16 protein-coding genes are annotated in these 19,470 nt (G+C 62.2%); 9 read left to right on the top strand and 7 right to left on the bottom strand.

The genetic code is table 11. The annotated features are described in order from the left end of the window. Positions 1-1,527, bottom strand: coding sequence for an L-arabinose ABC transporter ATP-binding protein AraG (araG, locus tag ABIE33_RS17505; protein WP_429127282.1), 1,527 nt, complete (start codon positions 1,525-1,527; stop codon positions 1-3). 70 nt (positions 1,528-1,597) lie between these two features. Further along, the gene (locus ABIE33_RS17500) at positions 1,598-2,581 is read right to left on the bottom strand and encodes an arabinose ABC transporter substrate-binding protein (RefSeq protein WP_429127279.1); all 984 of its coding nucleotides are present in this window, start codon (positions 2,579-2,581) and stop codon (positions 1,598-1,600) included. Between the two features lie 198 nt (positions 2,582-2,779). Between ABIE33_RS17500 and ABIE33_RS17495 the strand changes: the two genes are divergently transcribed. The 6 genes from ABIE33_RS17495 to ABIE33_RS17470 all read left to right on the top strand — a co-directional run bounded on the left by ABIE33_RS17495 (position 2,780) and on the right by ABIE33_RS17470 (position 9,324). Further along, a complete protein-coding gene (locus tag ABIE33_RS17495) occupies positions 2,780-3,541 on the top strand; it encodes a FadR/GntR family transcriptional regulator (RefSeq protein WP_429127276.1) in 762 nt (253 codons plus the stop codon). Between the two features lie 72 nt (positions 3,542-3,613). Beyond that, positions 3,614-4,762, top strand: coding sequence for a galactonate dehydratase (gene dgoD / locus ABIE33_RS17490; RefSeq protein WP_429127273.1), 1,149 nt, complete (start codon positions 3,614-3,616; stop codon positions 4,760-4,762). Positions 4,763-4,800: 38 nt separating this feature from the next. Then, complete coding sequence (locus tag ABIE33_RS17485; RefSeq protein ID WP_429127271.1) at positions 4,801-5,577, top strand: SDR family oxidoreductase; 777 nt, start codon at positions 4,801-4,803, stop codon at positions 5,575-5,577. A gap of 287 nt (positions 5,578-5,864) precedes the next feature. Beyond that, positions 5,865-7,580 carry an IlvD/Edd family dehydratase gene (locus tag ABIE33_RS17480; protein ID WP_429127268.1) on the top strand — a complete coding sequence of 572 codons (1,716 nt, stop codon included), beginning with the start codon at positions 5,865-5,867 and terminating at the stop codon, positions 7,578-7,580. Positions 7,581-7,592: 12 nt separating this feature from the next. Next, positions 7,593-8,501, top strand: coding sequence for a dihydrodipicolinate synthase family protein (locus ABIE33_RS17475; RefSeq protein WP_429127265.1), 909 nt, complete (start codon positions 7,593-7,595; stop codon positions 8,499-8,501). 112 nt (positions 8,502-8,613) lie between these two features. Then, the gene (locus ABIE33_RS17470) at positions 8,614-9,324 is read left to right on the top strand and encodes a FadR/GntR family transcriptional regulator (protein ID WP_429127262.1); all 711 of its coding nucleotides are present in this window, start codon (positions 8,614-8,616) and stop codon (positions 9,322-9,324) included. 17 nt (positions 9,325-9,341) lie between these two features. Here ABIE33_RS17470 and ABIE33_RS17465 read toward each other — a convergent pair whose 3' ends face one another. The 5 genes from ABIE33_RS17465 to ABIE33_RS17445 all read right to left on the bottom strand — a co-directional run bounded on the left by ABIE33_RS17465 (position 9,342) and on the right by ABIE33_RS17445 (position 14,926). Then, the gene (locus ABIE33_RS17465) at positions 9,342-9,842 is read right to left on the bottom strand and encodes a hypothetical protein (RefSeq protein WP_429127259.1); all 501 of its coding nucleotides are present in this window, start codon (positions 9,840-9,842) and stop codon (positions 9,342-9,344) included. A gap of 106 nt (positions 9,843-9,948) precedes the next feature. Beyond that, a complete protein-coding gene (locus tag ABIE33_RS17460; protein WP_429127256.1) occupies positions 9,949-10,074 on the bottom strand; it encodes a hypothetical protein in 126 nt (41 codons plus the stop codon). 9 nt (positions 10,075-10,083) lie between these two features. After that, positions 10,084-11,019, bottom strand: coding sequence for a response regulator (locus tag ABIE33_RS17455; RefSeq protein WP_429127253.1), 936 nt, complete (start codon positions 11,017-11,019; stop codon positions 10,084-10,086). Next, positions 10,997-14,383 (bottom strand): hybrid sensor histidine kinase/response regulator, encoded by a 3,387-nt coding sequence (locus ABIE33_RS17450; RefSeq protein ID WP_429127250.1) that lies wholly within the window; start codon positions 14,381-14,383, stop codon positions 10,997-10,999. Before ABIE33_RS17450 ends, ABIE33_RS17455 begins: the two co-directional genes overlap by 23 nt. 111 nt (positions 14,384-14,494) lie before the next feature. Then, positions 14,495-14,926, bottom strand: a complete 432-nt coding sequence (locus ABIE33_RS17445) for an OsmC family protein (protein WP_429127248.1) — start codon at positions 14,924-14,926, stop codon at positions 14,495-14,497. Positions 14,927-15,225: 299 nt separating this feature from the next. On the opposite strand from ABIE33_RS17445, the gene urtA reads away from it, so the two are divergent. The 3 genes from urtA (at position 15,226) to urtC (ending at position 19,470) form a co-directional block, all read left to right on the top strand. Beyond that, positions 15,226-16,518, top strand: coding sequence for an urea ABC transporter substrate-binding protein (urtA, locus tag ABIE33_RS17440; RefSeq protein WP_429127246.1), 1,293 nt, complete (start codon positions 15,226-15,228; stop codon positions 16,516-16,518). 187 nt (positions 16,519-16,705) lie between these two features. Further along, the gene (gene urtB, locus ABIE33_RS17435; protein WP_429127244.1) at positions 16,706-18,322 is read left to right on the top strand and encodes an urea ABC transporter permease subunit UrtB; all 1,617 of its coding nucleotides are present in this window, start codon (positions 16,706-16,708) and stop codon (positions 18,320-18,322) included. Then, the gene (gene urtC / locus ABIE33_RS17430; RefSeq protein ID WP_429127241.1) at positions 18,319-19,470 is read left to right on the top strand and encodes an urea ABC transporter permease subunit UrtC; all 1,152 of its coding nucleotides are present in this window, start codon (positions 18,319-18,321) and stop codon (positions 19,468-19,470) included. The genes urtB and urtC overlap by 4 nt, the downstream gene beginning before the upstream one ends.

Raw genomic sequence — 19,470 nt, 5'->3', positions numbered from 1 at the left:
TCACCGTACCTGTGCGTGAGGAAGCGTGTTTAAGTTTTGAACGTCCGGCAGGGCGGCGGCGAGGATGCGCCGCTCGTCGAATTCCGCCCTTGGAAGGTCGGCTGCGACGCGGCCCTCGCACATAACCATGATGCGGTCGGCGATGCCCATGACCTCCGGCAGTTCGCTGGAGATCACCACGATCGCCATGCCGTCTGCGGCCAGTTCGTAGAGGATTTCGTAGATTTCCGATTTGGCACCGACATCGATGCCGCGTGTCGGCTCGTCGATAACAAGCACCTTGACGCCCTCTTCGGACAGCCAGCGGCCGAGGATGACTTTCTGCTGGTTGCCACCCGACAGATTGATGATGTCCTGGCGGCGCGACGGCGTACGCACGCGCAGCTTGGCGATGAACTTGTCGGCAAGCGCGCCCTCTTTCCCAGGGTTGATAAGGCCGAAGGGCGAGAAATGGCGACGCGAGGAGATCGTCATATTTTCTTCGATCGAGCGTCCCTGGACGATGCCGTCGAACTTGCGGTCTTCCGGGCAGAGCACAATGCCCGAGCGGATGGAATGGGGTGGGCTGTCCGCCTGGATGGTGACGCCGTCGACCGATACCGATCCCGCGTTGCGAGCATCGGCGCCATAGACGAGGCGGGCCATTTCACTGCGGCCGGCGCCGATCAGACCGAAGAAGCCGAGGATCTCGCCGCGCTTGACGGAGAAGCTCAAGGGGTGGCGAAGCTTTGGTCCTGAAATACTTTCGACGCGCAGCCGCTCATCACCGAGGCTACGCTCGCGCCAGCCCCAGATATTGGCGATCTCGCGGCCGACCATTTCCGAAATGATCTGGTCGCGTGTCACCTTCGAAATATCGGGGTGGTGGGCAGCGAGCTTTCCGTCACGCAGCACCGTCAGGCTGTCGCAGAGGCGGAAGATCTCGTCGAGACGGTGAGAAACGTAGAGAATAACCGTGCCATTGGCGCGCAGACGATCGATGAGGGAAAAGAGGATCTCGCTTTCTCGCGAGGACAGCGACGAGGTCGGCTCGTCAAGCGCGATGACGCGCGCGTCGAGCATGACCGCCTTGGCGATCTCCACCATCTGCCGCTCGCCGATCGAAAGCGAGGCGACCTTGACGGCCGGATCGACATCGATGCCGATCTCGGCCAGCTTCTTTGAAACAACGCCGGTCAGTTGCTGGCGATCGATCACGCCGGCCTTGCCCGGAAAGCGCCCGAGCCAGAGGTTTTCGGCGACCGATAGTTCCGGGACGAGCTGCAATTCCTGGTGGATGACGATGACGCCGGCGTGAAAGGCGTCGCGCACCGAGCGGTAGTGTTGCGGCTCGGCGTCGATCAGGATTTCGCCGGTGTCGGCGGACTGGTCGCCGGAAAGCACGCGGATGAGCGTCGATTTGCCGGCGCCGTTTTCGCCCATCAGCCCGTGAACCGCGCCCTTTTTTACCGAAAAGGAGACGTTCGACAGCGCCTGAACGCCGGGATAGCCCTTGGAGATGGATCGGAATTCGAGGAAGTCTTGCATCTGCGACGCTCCGGGAATGGGGCGCCCGGCGGTGTCGAACCGCCGGGCTCAAAGTCATCGAAGACGACGATTATTCGATGCCAAGGTCCTTGCGAACGGCCTCGTATGTGTCGCGGAGCGCGATCTGGCCGGCTGTCAGCGTCAGCTTTTCCGGCTCCTTGTCGTTGGCGACCCACTCATACATGTTGAGTGCGGTCTCATAGCCGTGGCGCTTCGGCGAGATGATCACGGTGCCAAAGAAGCCGGTGGCCGCAGGCTTCTTGAACTCGTTGATGGCCGAGTCTGCGCCGCCGATGCCGACGCCGATCATGCTGTCGGGGGCAATTCCGACGGTTTCGGTCGCGCGCACCGCGCCGAGGACAGCTTCGTCATTGAGGCCGACGGCGACCCACTTCTTGACGCCGGCATTCTTGTTGAGAACGACGGTGGAGGCATTGAGCGCCGCTTCCGTATCGGTCTTGGCCTGCGGCGCGTCGAAGATATTGGCTTCCGGGAAGCCGTTTGCCTTCAGCACCGAGAGCGCGCCTTCGACACGGTCGACGGCTGTCGGCAGCTGGTCGTAGGAGACGCGGATCGCGCCGACTTCCTTCATGTCCCAGCCGCGCTTCTTGATCTCGTCGACGATCGACTGGCCGACGGCTTCACCGATCTTGGTGGCCGAGATGCCCATATGCGGGACGTCTTCGATCGGGCTGCCGTCAGCGTTGACCAGGCGGTCGTCGACCGTCATCATTTTGAGATCGTTGGCGGCTGCTTTGGCGATGATGCCCGGGCCGAGTTTGACATCAGGCGTGCAGATGATGAAACCCTGAGCGCCCTGTGCGCCAAGATTGTCGATTGCTGACTGAACCTTCTCGCCGTCTTCCGCGCCGATCTTGACCAGCGTGAAGCCCTTTTCCTTGGCAGCGACGTCGGCGAACTTCCATTCGTCCTGGAACCACGGTTCCTCGGGCTGCTTGACGATGAAGCCGATCTTGACGTCGGCGGCGAAGGCCGATGTTGCGGCGAATACGGCGACGGTGCCAGCCAGAATGGCGGCCTTGAAGAAGCGCATGATTTCTCTCCCTGGTGAACTGCCTCCTGCAGTTCTCATTTGTGTATGATGAATCATCATATCCGTCAATTGCCTTTGTATGATGATTGAGATAGTGATGTATAACAATTGCCGAAGCACTCCTTTGATCCCTGTCGCGAGGGAAGGTGATCTGGGATAAAAGCGTCGGCGGATATGAAGAGATGGGTGGAGATGCAGATGGAAGGTCAGGAACCGCAGGGCACGGTGCAGGAGCAGGTGCAGCGCCGGCCACGCGTCCAGAAGAACGTGACGCGGACCATCGCCTCTGACATCTGCGCCGATATCTTTCCTGTTGGTTCCTATCTGCCGCGGGAAAACGATCTCTGCGAGCGTTACGCTGTCAGCCGGACCGTTATCCGGGAATCGCTGAAGATCCTGGAATCGAAGGGCATGGTGCGCGGCCGTTCGCGGGTCGGCACCGTCGTTTGCGGCAAGGACGAGTGGAACATTCTCGATGCGCAAGTGCTCGAATGGATCGGCGAACGCATCTTCGAGTTCGACCTGTTGAACTGCATCCTGGAAGCGCGCCGGGCGATCGAGCCGGTTGCGGCCGAATTCGCCGCCGAGCGGGCAACGGTCCAGGAAATCGCCGATCTCGAGCGAGCGTGGCAGTCGATGCGTGACGGCGAGAGCGATATTGCCGGCTTCACCGACGCCGACGTGGCGTTCCACACCTGCCTGCTCAAGGCCAGCCACAACCAGGTCTTCCTGCAGCTCGTCGGCATCATCCAGGCGGCACTGAAGTTTTCGCTGCACGCCTCCAACGAGGCCGCCGAGCGACGCGACGAAGCCATCGACATCCACCGCGAATTGGTCGAGGCGCTGCGCATGCGCGACAAGGCTGCTGCGCGCGACTGCTCGATCCGCATGCTCGATCTCGCTGCGCGAGACCTGGCAACAGCGGTCAAGCAACACAGCCCTTTGAAATCCACGCTCTGAAATTCCCGGCCGCGGTGAGCCCGCCAGGGCTCGGTCGTGACAAGCCATTCCCACCGAACTGGACCTCAGCCCATGAAGATCACCAAGCTCACCACCTATATCGTTCCGCCGCGCTGGCTGTTTCTCAAGGTGGAGACCGACGAGGGCATCGTCGGCTGGGGCGAACCGGTCGTTGAAGGGCGGGCACTGACCGTCGAGGCGGCGGTGCACGAGCTTTCCGACTATCTCGTCGGCAAGGATCCGTTTCTGATCGAGGATCATTGGAACGTGATGTATCGCGGCGGCTTCTATCGCGGCGGCGCCATTCACATGAGCGCGCTTGCCGGCATCGACCAGGCGCTCTGGGATATCAAGGGCAAGGCACTGGGCCAGCCGGTCCACTCCCTGCTCGGCGGGCAGTGCCGCGACAAGATCAAGGTCTATTCCTGGATCGGCGGCGACCGCCCGAGCGATGTTGCTCGCAATGCCAAGGATGTGGTGGCGCGCGGCTTCAAGGCGATCAAGCTCAACGGTTGCGAGGAACTGCAGATCGTCGACACCAACGAGAAGATCGACAAGGCGGTAGAGACCATCGGCATCATCCGCGACGCGATCGGCCCGAACATCGGTATTGGCGTCGACTTCCACGGCCGGGTGCACCGGCCGATGGCCAAGGTGCTGGCCAAGGAACTCGAGCAGTTCAAGCTGATGTTCATCGAGGAGCCGGTGCTTTCGGAAAACCGCGAGGCGCTGAAGGAAATCGCCAACCATTGCTCGACGCCGATCGCGCTCGGCGAACGGCTCTATTCGCGCTGGGACTTCAAGTCTGTCCTTGCGGACGGCTATGTCGATATCATCCAGCCCGATCTTTCCCATGCCGGCGGCATCACCGAATGCCGCAAGATCGCCGCCATGGCCGAGGCCTATGACGTGGCGCTGGCGCCCCATTGCCCGCTCGGGCCGATTGCGCTTGCCGCCTGCCTGCAGATCGATGCCATCAGCTACAACGCCTTCATCCAGGAGCAGAGCCTCGGCATTCATTACAACGAGGCCAACGACATTCTCGACTATGTCTCCAACAAGGACGTCTTCCACTATGAGGACGGCTTTGTCTCAATCCCGCAGGGACCGGGCCTCGGCGTTGAGGTCGATGAGGCCTATGTCATCGAGCGCGCCAAGGAGGGCCACCGCTGGCGCAATCCGATCTGGCGCCACGAGGATGGCAGCGTCGCCGAGTGGTGACGGTTGCGCGGGATCATCGGACGAGGGAGGCGAAGAATATGAGCAAACGGCTTCAAGGAAAGCGCATCGTCATCACAGGGGCAGCCCAAGGCATCGGCCTTGCGATGGCTGAAACCTTCCTGAAGGAAGGCGCCAGCCTCTTTCTGATCGATCGCGACGGGCCGCTGCTCGATAAGGAGACGGCAAGGCTTGCGGACGATGGCGGTACGCTTGCATCGACGACGGCCGATATCACCGATGCCGATGCCATTGCCGAAGCCATCCGCCAGGCCGAAAAGACCATCGGCAGGCCGAATGCGCTCGTCAACAATGCCGGTATCAACGTCTTTGCAGAGCCGCTGGCGTTGAGCGATGCCGATTGGCAGCGCTGTTTCGACGTCAATCTCAAGGGCGCCTGGAACTGTAGCCGCGCCGTGCTTCCCGGCATGATCGAGGCGGGTGGCGGCGTCATCCTCAACATTGCCTCTACCCACGCCTTCACTATCATACCGCATACCTTTCCCTATCCGGTGGCGAAACATGCGCTTCTCGGCATGACCAAGTCGCTCGGCATCGAATACGCCTCACGCGGCATTCGCGTGAATGCCCTTGCGCCGGGATACGTGCTGACGCAGAAGGCCGTCGAATACTGGAACAGCTTCCCGGATCCGGTCGCCGCCGAGGCGGAAACGATGAAACTGCACCCTGGCGGTCGTATCGCCACGGCTGATGAAATCGCCCGGGCCGCGCTCTTCCTGGTGTCGGACGAGTGCACTTTCATCAACGCCACCTGCCTGACTGTCGACGGCGGACTGAGCGTTCTGCACCATCCCTAAGCCAAGTCGCTTCGCCATCTCCCCATAAGTTCTCGCCGGGCTCCGCCGTGGCAGTGCTGCGTTTGCAGTTCGCGTGGCGGCGCGCCTTGCTGCGCCCCTGGCTGGCGTCACCTCCCAACATTGGGACGTCACCGGTTCTCCTGCATTTTGCCGGCCGGCCTCCGCATGCGCGGTTGAGCGACGGCTGGCTTCTCGCCGTTGTCACTTGACCGCAAATAACTCCGATTATATGAGAAATAAAAATGCCTGGATGAAACGACGGGCGAGCGCACAGCGGAGGGCCGGACGTGTCGAGAAAACTGAGATCGCAGCATTGGTTTGGGGGGCTCGACAAGGATGCCTTCATTCATCGTAGCTGGATGAAGAACAACGGCCTGCCGGATGACGCCTTCCATGGTCGCCCGGTCATCGGCATCTGCAATACCTTCTCCGAACTCACGCCATGCAACGCCCACTTTCGTGGCCTGGTCGAGCATATCAAGGCGGGCGTGCTGGAGGCCGGTGGCCTGCCGCTGGAGTTTCCGGTCTTTTCCTGCGGCGAGTCCAATCTGCGTCCGACCGCCATGCTCTTTCGCAACCTTGCCTCCATGGATGTCGAGGAGGCGATCCGCGGCAACCCGATCGACGGCGTCGTGCTGATGGCCGGCTGCGACAAGACTACTCCATCCCTCGTCATGGGGGCGGCATCCTGCGACCTGCCGGCGATCGTCGTCTCGGGCGGACCGATGCTGAACGGGCGGCTCAAGGGCAGGACCATCGGCTCGGGCACCGATGTCTGGAAATTTTCGGAAGATGTGCGTGCCGGCGTGATGACACCGGCCGAATTCATGGCTGCGGAAAGCGCCATGTCCCGTTCTCCTGGCCATTGCATGACGATGGGCACCGCTTCGACCATGGCGTCGATGGCAGAAGCATTGGGATTGGCTTTGCCCGGCAACGCGGCTTATCCCGCAGTCGATGCGCACCGCGCGCGCCTGGCGCGGCTTTCCGGCAGGCGGATCGTTGCGATGGTTGCCGAGGACTTGCGCCCATCCCACATCCTGACGCGCGCCGCCTTCGCCAATGCCATTCGCGTCAACGGTGCGATCGGCGGGTCCACCAATGCGGTCGTCCATCTGCTGGCGATTGCCGGACGAGTGGGAACCGAATTGACGCTCGAGGACTGGGACCGATTTGGCCGGGATATCCCGACGATCCTCAACCTCATGCCGTCAGGCACGTTCCTGATGGAGGACTTCTGTTATGCCGGCGGTCTTCCCGCCGTGATGAAGGAAATCGCCGATCTGCTCGATCTCGACAACCCTACGGTGACGGGCAAAAGCGTCGGTGCAAACATCGCAGACGCGGAGAATTACAACCCCGATGTCATCCTGCCGCGCGCCGTCGCGCTGACGCAGCAGGGAGGCATCGCCGTCTTGAAGGGCAATCTCGCGCCACAGGGCGCGATCCTGAAACCCTCCGCGGCGACCCCGACCCTGATGCAGCATCGGGGCCGCGCGATCGTCTTCGAAACGATCGATCACTACAAGCAGCGCATCGACGATCCCGACCTCGATATCGACGAGACCTCGATCATGGTTCTGAAAAACTGCGGCCCCAAGGGCTATCCCGGCATGGCCGAGGTCGGCAACATGGCGCTGCCGCAGAAGCTCTTGAAGAAGGGGGTGCGCGACATGGTGCGCATTTCCGACGCCCGCATGTCGGGCACGGCCTTCGGCACTGTCGTGCTGCATGTCGCGCCGGAGGCTGCGGTCGGCGGTGCGCTGGCGCTCGTCAGGGAAGGCGACTGGATCGAACTCGACGTGGCCGGGCGCCGGTTGCACCTTGATGTCGACGAAGCAGAGCTAGCGCGTCGGCGGCAGGAATGGACGCCGCCGGAAATCACCAGGCCTGGCGGCTATCAGGGGCTCCATGTCGAGCGGGTTATGCAGGCCGATCGCGGTGCGGATCTCGATTTTCTCGTCGGTTGTCGCGGGCACGCTGTGCCGCGCGAGAGCCATTGAGGAGGAGCGACGATGTCCCGGTTCGATCCCGCTGACCTGCATGGCATCCATGCCATCCTCTATGCGCTGTTCGATGGCAACGAAAAGCTCGATCGTGAGGCCATGCGGCGGCAGACCGAAGTCTGCCTTGACGCCGGCGTGCATGGCATGGCGGCGCTCGGCCTTGCGACCGAAGCCTCGAAATTGAGCGAGGTCGAGCGCATGGCCGTGATGGAATGGCTGGTCGAAGACACCGCAAGCCGCGTGCCGGTGGCGCTCACCATCTTCGGCCCATCGGTCGAAGAGCAGGTGCGCCAGGCGCGCCATGCCGTTGGCGCCGGCGCCGACTGGTTGATCCTGCAGCCGCCGATCGTCGGCCAGTTCTCCGCGCTGGAATACATCCGCTTCTTCGGTCGTGTCGCCGATGCGATCGACGTGCCGGTCGCAATCCAGAATGCGCCTGCCTTCATGGGGCGAGGGTTGACGGCGACCGACATCGCCGAACTGGTCCGCCAGCATCCGAACATTACCCTCATCAAGGGCGAGGGGCCGGTGGTCGATATCGCCGCGCTGATCGAGGTTACCGAAGGCCGCCTGCCTGTTTTCAACGGTCGCGCCGGTCTTGAGCTCATCGACAACCTGCGTGCCGGATGCCGCGGCTTTATCCTCGCGCCCGATTGCATCGACCATGCGGTGAGGGCCTATGAATTCTACCGCGACGGCTGGGACGAGGAGGCGGAAGCCGCCTATCGCGACATGCTGCCGGCGGTGGTGTTCACCATGCAGGGGATCGAGAACCTGATGTGCTACGGCAAACGCCTCTTCGGCGAACGCGCCGGCCTGCCCGTCTTCGATCGTGCGCCTGCGCTGCGTCCGACCGAGACGGGACTGGCGATGGTGCGGCGTTTCGCCGGCGAGCTTGGTCGTCTCGGCGAAGAGTAGCCGCCGGCGTCCAGGCTCAAGCTGGCTTTGCCGTGTTGGGGCGAGGCAACGGCTATGGTAGCAAGGGGGCGAATCGCGCCAGGATGCGCACCATTTCGCAAACGGATGGCTGATGACGACATTTACGATCGGTGACCGCGGCTTGCCCGCGCAGATCGCGGCGGAGATTGGCCGGCGGATCGCGCTTGGCGAACTCAAGCCCGGCGACATTCTGCCCAAGGAATCCGAGATGCTCGGCAATCTGCGGGTCAGCCGGACGACCTTGCGCGAGGCGCTGAAGATCCTCTCGACCAAGGGCTTCATCGAAGCCAAGCCGCGCTTGGGCACCCGTGTCCGGGCGCCGGAGCATTGGAACACGCTCGATCCGGTGGTGCTCTCCTGGCACGAAGGGGCGGAAGACCAGCAGCAACTGGCCGAAGAACTGTTCGAAATCCGCCTGGCGATAGAGCCGATGGCAGCCGGGCTCGCTGCGCGCCGCGGGTCTGCCGACGAACTCGTGCGCATCCGTGCGGCCTACGCCCGCATGACCGAGGATCATGCAACGGTTTCTGCCGCCATCGAAGCCGATATCGAATTCCATCTCGAGATCATTCAGGCGGCGCACAATCGCTTTCTACTGCCTGTCTCATCGGTGATCCGCACCGCGCTGACGATCAGCATTCCCCGGACGCTCAGGACGTTTGGCGGATTGTTGCACTCGTTGAAGATGCATGAAGCGATCGTCGAGGCGATCGAGGCGCGTGATCCGGTGGTGGCGTCGGCCGCAGCGGAAACACTGTTGAGCGCCACCTACCAGCGCAATTTTCAGGCCGGGAAACGATAGGCGCCACTGACAAGGCGTCACTTGCGGTGGAGGTTAATCTCGCTGGTGACGACCTTGTCGCCGGATGCCGGGTCGACATCGACGGTGGTCAACCGCATGCCGTTCGCGCCGACCTTCCGCAGCGTCAGGTTGGCGCTGCGGTCGCCGTTGACTTCCTTTGCCCAGCGGATGGTGAGATTGATGGCGTCGCCGCGACGGCTGCCGCTCAAGTCGGCCCGTCCGCCACGCGGGCCGAGGTACGACCCGCTGTATTTCGTGCCGCTGAACTTCAGCTGGGCATCGATCGAGCGCGAAATCAGGATCAAGCCGCGACACACGCCTTCCATCGACAGCGCCAGCCCTTGGGACTGAGAATCGAAGTTGCAGGAGACGTTGATCGGCGACATGTGGGCGCGGATCCTGACCGTTCCTCCGCCCGTCCAACTGCCCTGCAGCGACTTCAGGAACGCGCCCTCATCCGCCTGCGCGCTGCCGGCCAGGGATGTGGTCATGGCGGCAAGCATTAGCCATCGCAGCATGTCGCAACCCTCCGTTCAGCGACCGACATGGTACACCAGGCAAGGCCAGGACCACCAGCGGCAAGGCGATCCCGATCACTCTTTCGCTTTCCTACTTTTCAGACGCCTAATCTCGGGCGCCAGGCGGAAGCGGCAAGGCCAGCAGCAACTGAGGACCGAAGGCGTGGTCGGAGACCGTGGCATCGCTGCCGCCTGCTTCTTCCCAGAAGCGGTAACCCAGAAGCAGTAACATTGTCGCCAGCTATATCCCGTGCAGCACCTGTGTCGCCTTGACTGCCGCCGAGGCGCGGTTTTCGACGCCGAGCTTCACATAAATCTGTTCAAGATGCTTGGTGACAGTGCGTGAGCTCAAGCCGAGGATCTCGCCGATATCGCGGTTGGATTTGCCCTTGGCGATCCAGAGCAGCACTTCGGATTCACGCTGGGTCAGCGAGAAGTGCTGCCGCAGCATCTCGTCGTCGCTGCGTCGGCTCTCGGCCGTCAGGCGGAAGAGATATTCGTTGGCGCCGATCGCACCGAGAAACGAGATCTGCAGTCCCGATTGCCCGGGCTCTTCGAGCGTAAAGCTGGTCTCCCGCTTGCCACCGGCCTCAGTCTTCGCCATCCAGGCGGCGATGCGCCGTGCGATCGTCGCAAGGCCCTCGTCGCTGCCGGTCGCGGCGTTGACGAGGCGGTTGGCCTGCGGTGTCGACCAGCGAACACTGCCGTTAGAGCGAACGGCGAGCAGATGGCGCCCGGCGGCGTCGAGCGCGACGCGTGCGCTTTGCGCCGAGCGGGCATTGGAGAGATGAACGCGGATGCGGGCCCTGAGCTCATCGATGTTGATCGGTTTCGTCAAATAGTCGACGCCGCCGGCCTCGAGTGCATGCACCACATGCTCGGTTTCCGTCAGCCCTGTCATGAACAGTACCGGCGTCTGACCGACGGAGGCGTTGGCCTTCAGTCTCAGGCAGGTTTCAAACCCGTCCATGCCGGGCATGACCGCGTCCAGCAGAATGACATCAGGCGTGATCCGGTCGGCAATCGACAAGGCGGCATTGCCCGAGGTTGCGATCAGCACGGAAAAACCCGACTGCTCCAGCGCTTCGGTCAGAAAACCGAGCGCTTCGGGAGAATCGTCCACCAGCAGCACGATGTCGCGACGATCGTAAGTCTCAACCACGGGTGACGGCTCCATTCGTCGCTCTTTCCTTCAGGAAGGCATCATAGCCCGAGAGGTCGAAGGCCTGGACATAGGCGCGGGCAGCGTCGACGAAAAGCTGGTGTTGCGGTTCCAGGGCGATCTCCGTGAGCTTGGCCTCGATGCCTCTGACGTAACCGATCTCGCCAAGCCGGATCAACTCCTCGACATGATGCTGGCCGGGCAACGTCATCGCATCGGCACCTGCCGTTCTCGGCTCCTCGGACGCTTCGCCTTCGTGGATCCAGGTGAGGCCGAGCTGAACGGCGAGTTTGTCCGCGAGTTGACCGACGCCGAAGGGCTTGGCGAGCGTATCGTTGTGGCCGACAAAGGCGCCGGTGGTCGAGCCGTCGCCGATATTGGCCGATAGCATGATGATCGGCGCCGTCTGTCCTTTGCGGCGTAATTTTTCGACGAGTTCCCAGCCGTTCATATCAGGCATGGAGATGTCGACCAGGAAGATGTCGGGCGCCAGCGCCTCGACCATCGCAAGGCATTGCTTGCCGCTTTCGGCCGCAAACACCGTGAAGTTCATCGGCTGAAGGATTTCGCGCATCAGCTCCCGATGATCGGCGTTGTCGTCGACAATCATGATCGAGCGCCGCCGGCCGAGATAGGACGTAATCCGACGCACTGCGACAAGCGGCGCTGGCCGGTCGACGGCGGAAAGCATCAGCCGAACCTTGAACGTCGTGCCCTTGTTCGGCTCACTTGTCACGGCTATCTCGCCGCCGAGCGTCTGCGTCAGCAACCGGGTGATGGTCAGGCCGAGACCGAGGCCCGGCATGCTGCCGAGGTGTTCGGCCTCGCCGCGCTGGAAGGGGTCGAAAATGCGCGGCAGATCCCTTTCGGCAATGCCGCGGCCGCTGTCGGCAATCGTAAACGTCGCAACCTGGCTGCGATAATCGATGTCGAAGCGGATCTCGCCGCGCTCCGTGAACTTCAGGGCGTTGGAGAGCAGGTTGACGAGGATCTGGCGCAGCCGCTTTTCATCTGTCTTGACGTAGCGTGGCAGACCGGGCGCGCGCCGATGCTCGAAGACGATGCCCTTCGCCTGTGCCTGCGGGCGGAACATCTCGACGACCTGGTCGAGGAAATCATGGATGTTGATCTCGTTGGAATAGACCTGCAGCTTGCCGGCCTCGATCTTCGAAATATCCAGAAGCCCATCGATGAGGCCGGAAAGATGGTCGGCGCTGCGCTTGATCACCTTGATGGCGCTCTGACGCGCCGGCGGGATCGTTTCGTCGCGCTCGAGCACCTGCGCGTAGCCGAGCACTGCGTTGAGTGGCGTGCGCAGCTCATGGCTGAGGCCAACGACGTAGCGGCTCTTGGCACGATTGGCCGCCTCAGCGGTCTCCTTTGCCTGCTGCAGGGCGGCATCGGTCTTCTTGTGAGCGGCGATTTCCTTGAGAAGCAGCGTGTTCTGCCGCGATGATTCTTCCTCGGCGACGACGCGGCTGTCATGGGCGAGCACATAGAACCAGCAAACGATGCCGGCGAGCACGGCAAAGACGAAGAAGACGACGGCAATGGTGCGCTCGACGACTGACGCCGTCTCCGGCGAGGCGTTGCCGGTCTGGTGTGCGATCATCGCCAGGATCAGGCCGATGCCCGCGATCGAGAGCACCGCCGAAATGGCGTAGCGACCGAGCCGCGTGGTGAGCTTCGCCGTCACCCGTTCGGGCAGTAGCGCGTTCGCCACCGTTGCCACCTGCGCATTGAAGCGGGCCTTCGGCTTGCACATGTCGTGGCAGCGACTGTCGAGCGAACAGCAGAGCGAACAGATAGGTGCGGCATAGGCCGGGCACCAGGCCATATCCTCCGGCTCGAAGGGATGCTCGCAGATCGAGCAGGTGATCTTGCTCTTGCTGGCCCAGCTCTTTCTCGGCTTGCGGGCGAGGTAGAACTTGCCCCCGGTCGCCCAGGCGATCAGCGGCGAGGCGATGAAGGCGACGATCAGGGCAACATAGGGCGCAAGCGATGCGGCAATGGCGCCGAAGGCGCCGAAATGCGCCGTCAGTGCGATGGTTGCCGAAAGCGCCATGGCGCCGAGACCGACCGGGTTGATGTCGTAGAGATGCGCGCGCTTGAACTCGATGCCGGGCGGCGAAAGACCGAGCGGCTTGTTGACGAAAAGATCGGCGGAAATGGTGCAGAGCCAGGCCATGGCGACGATCGAGAACACGCCGAGCGTTTCCTCAAGGAGCTTATAGATGCCGAGTTCCATCAGCAGCAGCGCGATCGCCACGTTGAACACCAGCCAGACGACGCGACCGGGATGGCTGTGGGTTAGGCGCGAGAAGAAGTTGGACCAGGCGAGTGACCCGGCATAGGCGTTCATGACGTTGATCTTCAACTGCGAGACGACAACGAAGGCAACCATCATGAGGAGGGCGGCCGTCTGCGACGGGATCATGTAGCCGAAGGCGGTGTAGTACATCTGCGCCGGGTCCGCGGCCCGCGTCGACGGGACGCCGGAGGAGAGCGCCAGTACGACGAGAAACGAGCCGGCCAGAAGCTTCGGTGCACCGACGAGTACCCAGCCGGAACCGGCCAGGAAGATGGCTGCGCGGTGATGCAGCTTGCGCTGGCCGTCCGGTGGCAGGAAGCGCAGGAAGTCGACCTGTTCGCCGATCTGCGCCATCAGCGCGAAAATCACCGCCGAAGCCGCGCCGAACTCGATGAGGTCGAAGGGGGCGAGCGTACCGGGTGGTCCGGACGCATGATGGATGCCGGCATAGGCGAGCCAGAGGCTGACCTTCTCCCAATCGGCAAAGGCGATGAAGACGAAGGGCAGCACATTGAGCACGATCCAGAAGGGCTGGGTGATCAGCTGGAACTTGCTGATGAGCCGCACGCCATGGGTGACGAGCGGGATAACGACGACTGCGCTGACGATGTAGCCGACCCAAAGCGGTATGCCGAGCGCAAGCTCGAGCGCGCCCGACATGATCGACGCCTCGATTGCAAAGAGGATGAAGGTGAAGCTGGCATAGATCAGCGAGGTCAGCGTCGAGCCGATATAGCCGAAGCTTGCGCCTCGGGTCAGAAGGTCGATGTCGACGCCGTGGCGGATCGCGTAGCGGCTGATCGGCAGGCCGACCGTGAGGATCATCAGACTGGCGATCAGGATGGCGACGATGGCGTTGGTCGTGCCGTAGGACATGGTGATCGCGCCACCGATCGCCTCCAGCGCCAGGAACGAGATCGCGCCGATCGCGGTCTGCGAGATGCGCTCGGAGGAAAAGCGCCGCGCACTCTTGGCCGTGAAGCGCAGCGCATAGTCTTCAAGCGTCTGGTCGGCGACCCAGCGGTTGTATTCGCGTCGGACCGGAATGATGCGCTGGCGTGCCGCCATATTGCCTCGTCATCTCTCGCATTGCCGGCAGGGGTGCCTATTTTCACGGCATGATCATTCGGTGCGTGAAATTTATGCAATGCGGAGACGGCGATGGCAAGCCTTAAAGGGTCATCCGCTCACGGCGGCAGTGTCGACGACGACAAAATCATGCGTGATCGTCGCGGACTTGGCGAGCATCGCTGACGCCGAGCAGTATTTCTCCAAGGACAGCGCGATCGCCCGCTCGACCTTCTTCTCCGAGAGGCCACGCCCCTTCACCACGAAGTGCATATGGATGCGGGTAAAGACACGCGGGTCTTCTTCGGCGCGGTCGGCATCAAGCTCCACTGAGCAATCCTCGATCGGCTGGCGACCCTTTTCAAGAATATGAACCACGTCATAGGCCGAGCAGCCGCCGGCGCCGATCAGCATCAGCTCCATCGGGCTTGGCCCAGGCGTTCGGCCTTCCGGACCGGACGCTGTTCCGAGGACGATCTTGTGACCGCTTCCAGACTCGCCGACGAATGTCCGCTCTTCAACCCATTTGATGCGTGCTTTCATGATCTTTCACCTGTGTTGAGCTGCTCCTGATGGGCCGGCCGGCCCTCGGGGTCCTTCAATAGCCGGAAAAATCACGCGGCGGCCAGACAGGCACGTTGATTTCAACGGTATCGACTTTGCGCCATTTCCGCGCAACGCCATCAACTCCGATCCCGATCGCGGCCTCTTCCTCTTTGCCCCCTCGACCTACGTAGAATGACGTATGTGCAGTGCAGCAGGACTGGCGGATGATCCCTCAAGCAACGGTCAAAAGGAACGAAGCCTCGTTGCGGCGATCAGAACGAGAGGGGTTCAATCAGATGAATATCAAGGCACGCGTCACCGGTGCATTCCTGGCAACGGTCCTGTCAACGACGGCATTCAACGGCGCCTTTGCGGCCGACGACACGATCAAGGTCGGCATTCTGCATTCGCTGTCGGGAACCATGGCAATCTCCGAGACGACCTTGAAGGACGCCATGCTCATGCTCATCGACGAGCAGAACAAGAAGGGCGGCCTGCTCGGCAAGAAGCTTGAAGCGGTTGTCGTCGATCCGGCCTCCGATTGGCCGCTCTTTGCCGAAAAGGCGCGCGAACTCGTTTCCGTCGACAAGGTCTCGGCCGTGTTCGGCTGCTGGACGTCGGTGTCGCGCAAATCCGTTCTGCCGGTGTTCGAAGAGCTGAATTCGATCCTCTTCTACCCCGTGCAATACGAGGGTGAGGAAAGCCAGCGCAACGTCTTTTACACCGGTGCCGCTCCGAACCAGCAGGCGGTTCCCGCCGTCGACTATCTGATGGAAAACGAAAGCGTCGAACGCTGGGTGCTTGCCGGCACCGACTATGTCTACCCGCGCACGACCAACAAGATTCTGGAAGCCTATCTCATCTCCAAGGGCGTGAAGCCCGAGGACATCATGATCAACTACACGCCGTTCGGCCATTCCGACTGGCAGACGATCGTGTCCGATATCAAGAAATTCGGTTCTGCCGGCAAGAAGACGGCCGTCGTCTCGACGATCAACGGCGACGCGAACGTGCCGTTCTACAAGGAACTGGCGAACCAGGGCGTCAAGGCCGAGGATATCCCGGTTGTCGCCTTCTCCGTCGGCGAGGAGGAACTCGCCGGGCTCGATACGGCCCCGCTCGTCGGGCATCTCGCTGCCTGGAACTACTTCCAGTCCGTCGATACGCCTACCAATGCCGAATTCATCAAGACCTGGAAGGCCTACACCAAGAACGACAAGCGCGTCACCAACGACCCGATGGAAGCCCACTACATCGGCTTCAACATGTGGCTGAAGGCTGTCGAGAAAGCCGGCACCACCGACACGGACGCCGTACTCGACGCAATGATCGGCGTATCGGTGCCCAACCTCTCGGGCGGCTACTCGACGATGATGCCGAACCACCACATCACCAAGCCGGTGCTGATCGGTGAAATCCAGAACGACGGCCAGTTTGAAACGGTCTGGGAAACGCCCGGCCTGGTGGTCGGCGACGAATGGTCCGACTATCTGCCTGACTCCAAGGACCTGATCGCCGATTGGCGCGCGCCGATGTCCTGCGGCAACTTCAACGTCGCCACGGGCAAGTGCGGCGGCAAGGGCTCCTGATTTCATCACGAAGCGATAGTACCGGATCGAGGCCAACGCCTCGCTCTCCATTGCATGACGAAATCATAGGCAGGCATACCCTTTGCCCAACGCTCCCGTTGGGCGAAGGGATCCCGAAATTCCATGCCGCGATGGCGGCGCCTGCCTTGCGTTCGCCGCGGGCGAGCGAGACCTAAGCGAGAGGGCGATGTATCGCATTCTGCAAACCCTGTTGATCACCCTTTGCCTGCTGGTTTCAGCCCATGTCACGGGCCTGCGCGCGGCGGATGATCTCGGCGCGCTCGTCAGTGCGCTCGGAACGGCCAAGCTGGCCGAGCTTGACGACCGCATTGCCGCGCTTGCCAAAAGCGGTGATCCACGCGTCATTCCGATTCTGGAAGCGCTTGGCGAAGGTAACCTCTACGCACGAAAGGCTGACGGCAGCGTGTTCCTCACAACGGAGAAGGGCGCGAGCCTTGTTCTCGTCGATCCACTTGATGGAGCGGACGTCGGCGACGTGCCGAAAGGTGAGCTTCAGAAAATCAAGGTCAACAACGCCGTCCGGCGCGCTGTTCGAAGCGCGCTCGGCGGACTGACGCTTTTCAGCGCCGATACGGGCGCAAGGTTGAGGGCGGCGCAATCCATGCGCCAGACCCCGAACGCCGACGCGCTCGAGGCGATCGAGACGGCGCTGGCTGCCGAAAAGGACGCGACCGTGCGCAAGACACTGGACGAGGCGCGCGCCGTGACGCTTCTGGTTTCCGACCGCTCCGATGACGACAAGCGTGCGGCGATCAAGACGCTGGCGGAAGGCGGCGGTCGCGAGGCGCTTGGCGCGCTGACCTCCGCACTCCCTTCGGCGGATGCAAGCCTGAAACCGGATATCGAAGCCGCACTTCAGCGCATCGAGCAGGCGCAGACATTCTGGAACGCCGGCCAGAACGTCTGGTACGGGCTGTCGCTCGGCTCGGTGCTGCTGCTGGCGGCGATTGGTCTTGCTATTACCTTCGGCGTGATGGGCATCATCAACATGGCTCATGGCGAGATGGTCATGCTCGGCGCCTATACGACATTCCTGGTCCAGGACGTCATTCGTACGTCCTATCCGGCGCTCTTCGACTGGTCGCTGGCAATCGCCCTGCCGCTCGCCTTTCTCGTCACTGGCGTCGTCGGCCTTGCCATCGAGCGCAGCGTCATCCGCTTTCTCTATGGCCGGCCGCTCGAAACGCTGCTGGCCACCTGGGGGATCTCGCTGATCCTGCAGCAATCGGTCCGCTCGATCTTCGGGCCGACAAACCGCGAAGTCGGCAACCCCTCCTGGATGGCTGGTGCCTTTGAACTCGGCGGACTGACGATCACCTGGAACCGGCTCTGGATCATCGTGTTTGCACTGGCCGTCTTTGCCGCACTTCTGTTCCTGTTGAAAAGGACGTCGATGGGTCTGAGGATGCGGGCCGTGACGCAGAACCGTCGCATGGCTTCATCCATGGGCATCCGCACCCCCTTGGTCGACGCTCTGACCTTCGCGCTTGGTTCCGGCATCGCCGGCATGGCCGGCGTCGCGCTGTCGCAAATCGACAATGTGTCGCCCAATCTCGGCCAGGGCTACATCATCGACAGCTTCATGGTTGTGGTCTTCGGCGGTGTCGGCAATCTCTGGGGCACGCTGGTCGGCGCCTTCTCGCTCGGCATCCTCAACAAGTTCATCGAGCCCTATGCAGGCGCCGTTCTCGGCAAGATCCTCGTTCTGGTGCTCATCATCCTCTTCATCCAGAAGAAGCCACGCGGCCTCTTCGCACTCAAGGGAAGGGCGGTGGAAGCATGATCACGTCGTTTCTGCTGAAGTCGCTCGACCGCAGCATCGCCGCGGTCGTGGCGATACTGCTGGGTCTTGCCATTGCCATTCCCGCCCTCAATCTGCTGACGGCGCCGGATCACCCGCTGCACGTGCCGACCTATCTGGTCTCGCTGTTTGGCAAGTACCTGACCTACGCCCTTTTGGCGCTCGCGCTCGATCTCGTCTGGGGCTTCTGCGGCATCCTCTCGCTTGGCCATGCCGCCTTCTTTGCGCTCGGCGGCTACGCCATGGGCATGTATCTGATGCGCCAGATCGGCGCGCGCGGCTCCTATGGCAATCCGTTGCTGCCGGATTTCATGGTGTTCCTCAACTGGAAGGAGCTGCCTTGGTTCTGGCAGGGCTTCGACATGTTCTGGTTTGCGGCACTGATGGTGGTGCTGGTGCCCGGCCTGCTTGCCTTCGTCTTCGGCTGGTTCGCCTTCCGCTCGCGGGTCAACGGCGTCTATCTGTCGATCATCACCCAGGCGATGACCTATGCGCTGCTGCTTGCGTTCTTCCGCAACGACATGGGCTTCGGCGGCAACAACGGCCTCACCGACTTCAAGGATATTCTCGGCTTCAATATCCAGGCCGACGGCACACGGGCCGCACTCTTTGCCGCATCCGCCCTGACGCTCGCGGCCTGCCTGGTGCTGACGACGGCGATCGTTCGCTCGAAATACGGCAAGGTGCTGGTCGCGGTGCGCGACGCGGAAAGCCGCACGCGTTTCCTCGGTTACCGCGTCGAGCATATCAAGCTCTTTGCCTTCACCGTCTCGGCGATGATGGCGGGCATTGCCGGCGCGCTTTACGTGCCGCAGGTCGGCATCATCAATCCCGGTGAGTTCGAACCCGGCAATTCCATCGAGGTCGTCATCTGGACGGCGGTCGGCGGGCGCGGCACGCTGATCGGCCCGATCGTCGGCGCGATCTTGGTCAACGGCGGCAAGAGCATCTTCACCGCCGCTTTTCCCGAGTTCTGGTTGTTTGCGCTTGGCGCATTGTTTGTCCTCGTCACGCTGTTCCTGCCGAAAGGCGTGGTCGGAACCGCGAGCGCCTATTTCACCCGCCGCAAGGCGCACCGTCGGGCGGCAGATGCCGATAACCTTGTCGCCGAACCGATGGCTGCGGAGTGA

This window comes from Ensifer sp. 4252, assembly GCF_050434565.1.
GTDB lineage: Bacteria > Pseudomonadota > Alphaproteobacteria > Rhizobiales > Rhizobiaceae > Ensifer.
This window is presented reverse-complemented; position numbering and strand designations above follow the sequence as displayed.

Coding starts and splice junctions, on each gene's coding strand:
- araG (WP_429127282.1), bottom strand. CDS start 1,527: ATGCAAGACTTCCTCGAATTCCGATCCATCTCCAAGGGCTATCCCGGC.
- ABIE33_RS17460 (WP_429127256.1), bottom strand. CDS start 10,074: ATGTTACTGCTTCTGGGTTACCGCTTCTGGGAAGAAGCAGGCGGCAGC.
- ABIE33_RS17445 (WP_429127248.1), bottom strand. CDS start 14,926: ATGAAAGCACGCATCAAATGGGTTGAAGAGCGGACATTCGTCGGCGAG.
- ABIE33_RS17470 (WP_429127262.1), top strand. CDS start 8,614: ATGACGACATTTACGATCGGTGACCGCGGCTTGCCCGCGCAGATCGCG.
- urtB (WP_429127244.1), top strand. CDS start 16,706: ATGTATCGCATTCTGCAAACCCTGTTGATCACCCTTTGCCTGCTGGTT.
- ABIE33_RS17495 (WP_429127276.1), top strand. CDS start 2,780: ATGGAAGGTCAGGAACCGCAGGGCACGGTGCAGGAGCAGGTGCAGCGC.
- ABIE33_RS17465 (WP_429127259.1), bottom strand. CDS start 9,842: ATGCTGCGATGGCTAATGCTTGCCGCCATGACCACATCCCTGGCCGGC.
- dgoD (WP_429127273.1), top strand. CDS start 3,614: ATGAAGATCACCAAGCTCACCACCTATATCGTTCCGCCGCGCTGGCTG.
- urtC (WP_429127241.1), top strand. CDS start 18,319: ATGATCACGTCGTTTCTGCTGAAGTCGCTCGACCGCAGCATCGCCGCG.
- ABIE33_RS17485 (WP_429127271.1), top strand. CDS start 4,801: ATGAGCAAACGGCTTCAAGGAAAGCGCATCGTCATCACAGGGGCAGCC.
- ABIE33_RS17475 (WP_429127265.1), top strand. CDS start 7,593: ATGTCCCGGTTCGATCCCGCTGACCTGCATGGCATCCATGCCATCCTC.
- ABIE33_RS17450 (WP_429127250.1), bottom strand. CDS start 14,383: ATGGCGGCACGCCAGCGCATCATTCCGGTCCGACGCGAATACAACCGC.
- ABIE33_RS17500 (WP_429127279.1), bottom strand. CDS start 2,581: ATGCGCTTCTTCAAGGCCGCCATTCTGGCTGGCACCGTCGCCGTATTC.
- urtA (WP_429127246.1), top strand. CDS start 15,226: ATGAATATCAAGGCACGCGTCACCGGTGCATTCCTGGCAACGGTCCTG.
- ABIE33_RS17455 (WP_429127253.1), bottom strand. CDS start 11,019: ATGGAGCCGTCACCCGTGGTTGAGACTTACGATCGTCGCGACATCGTG.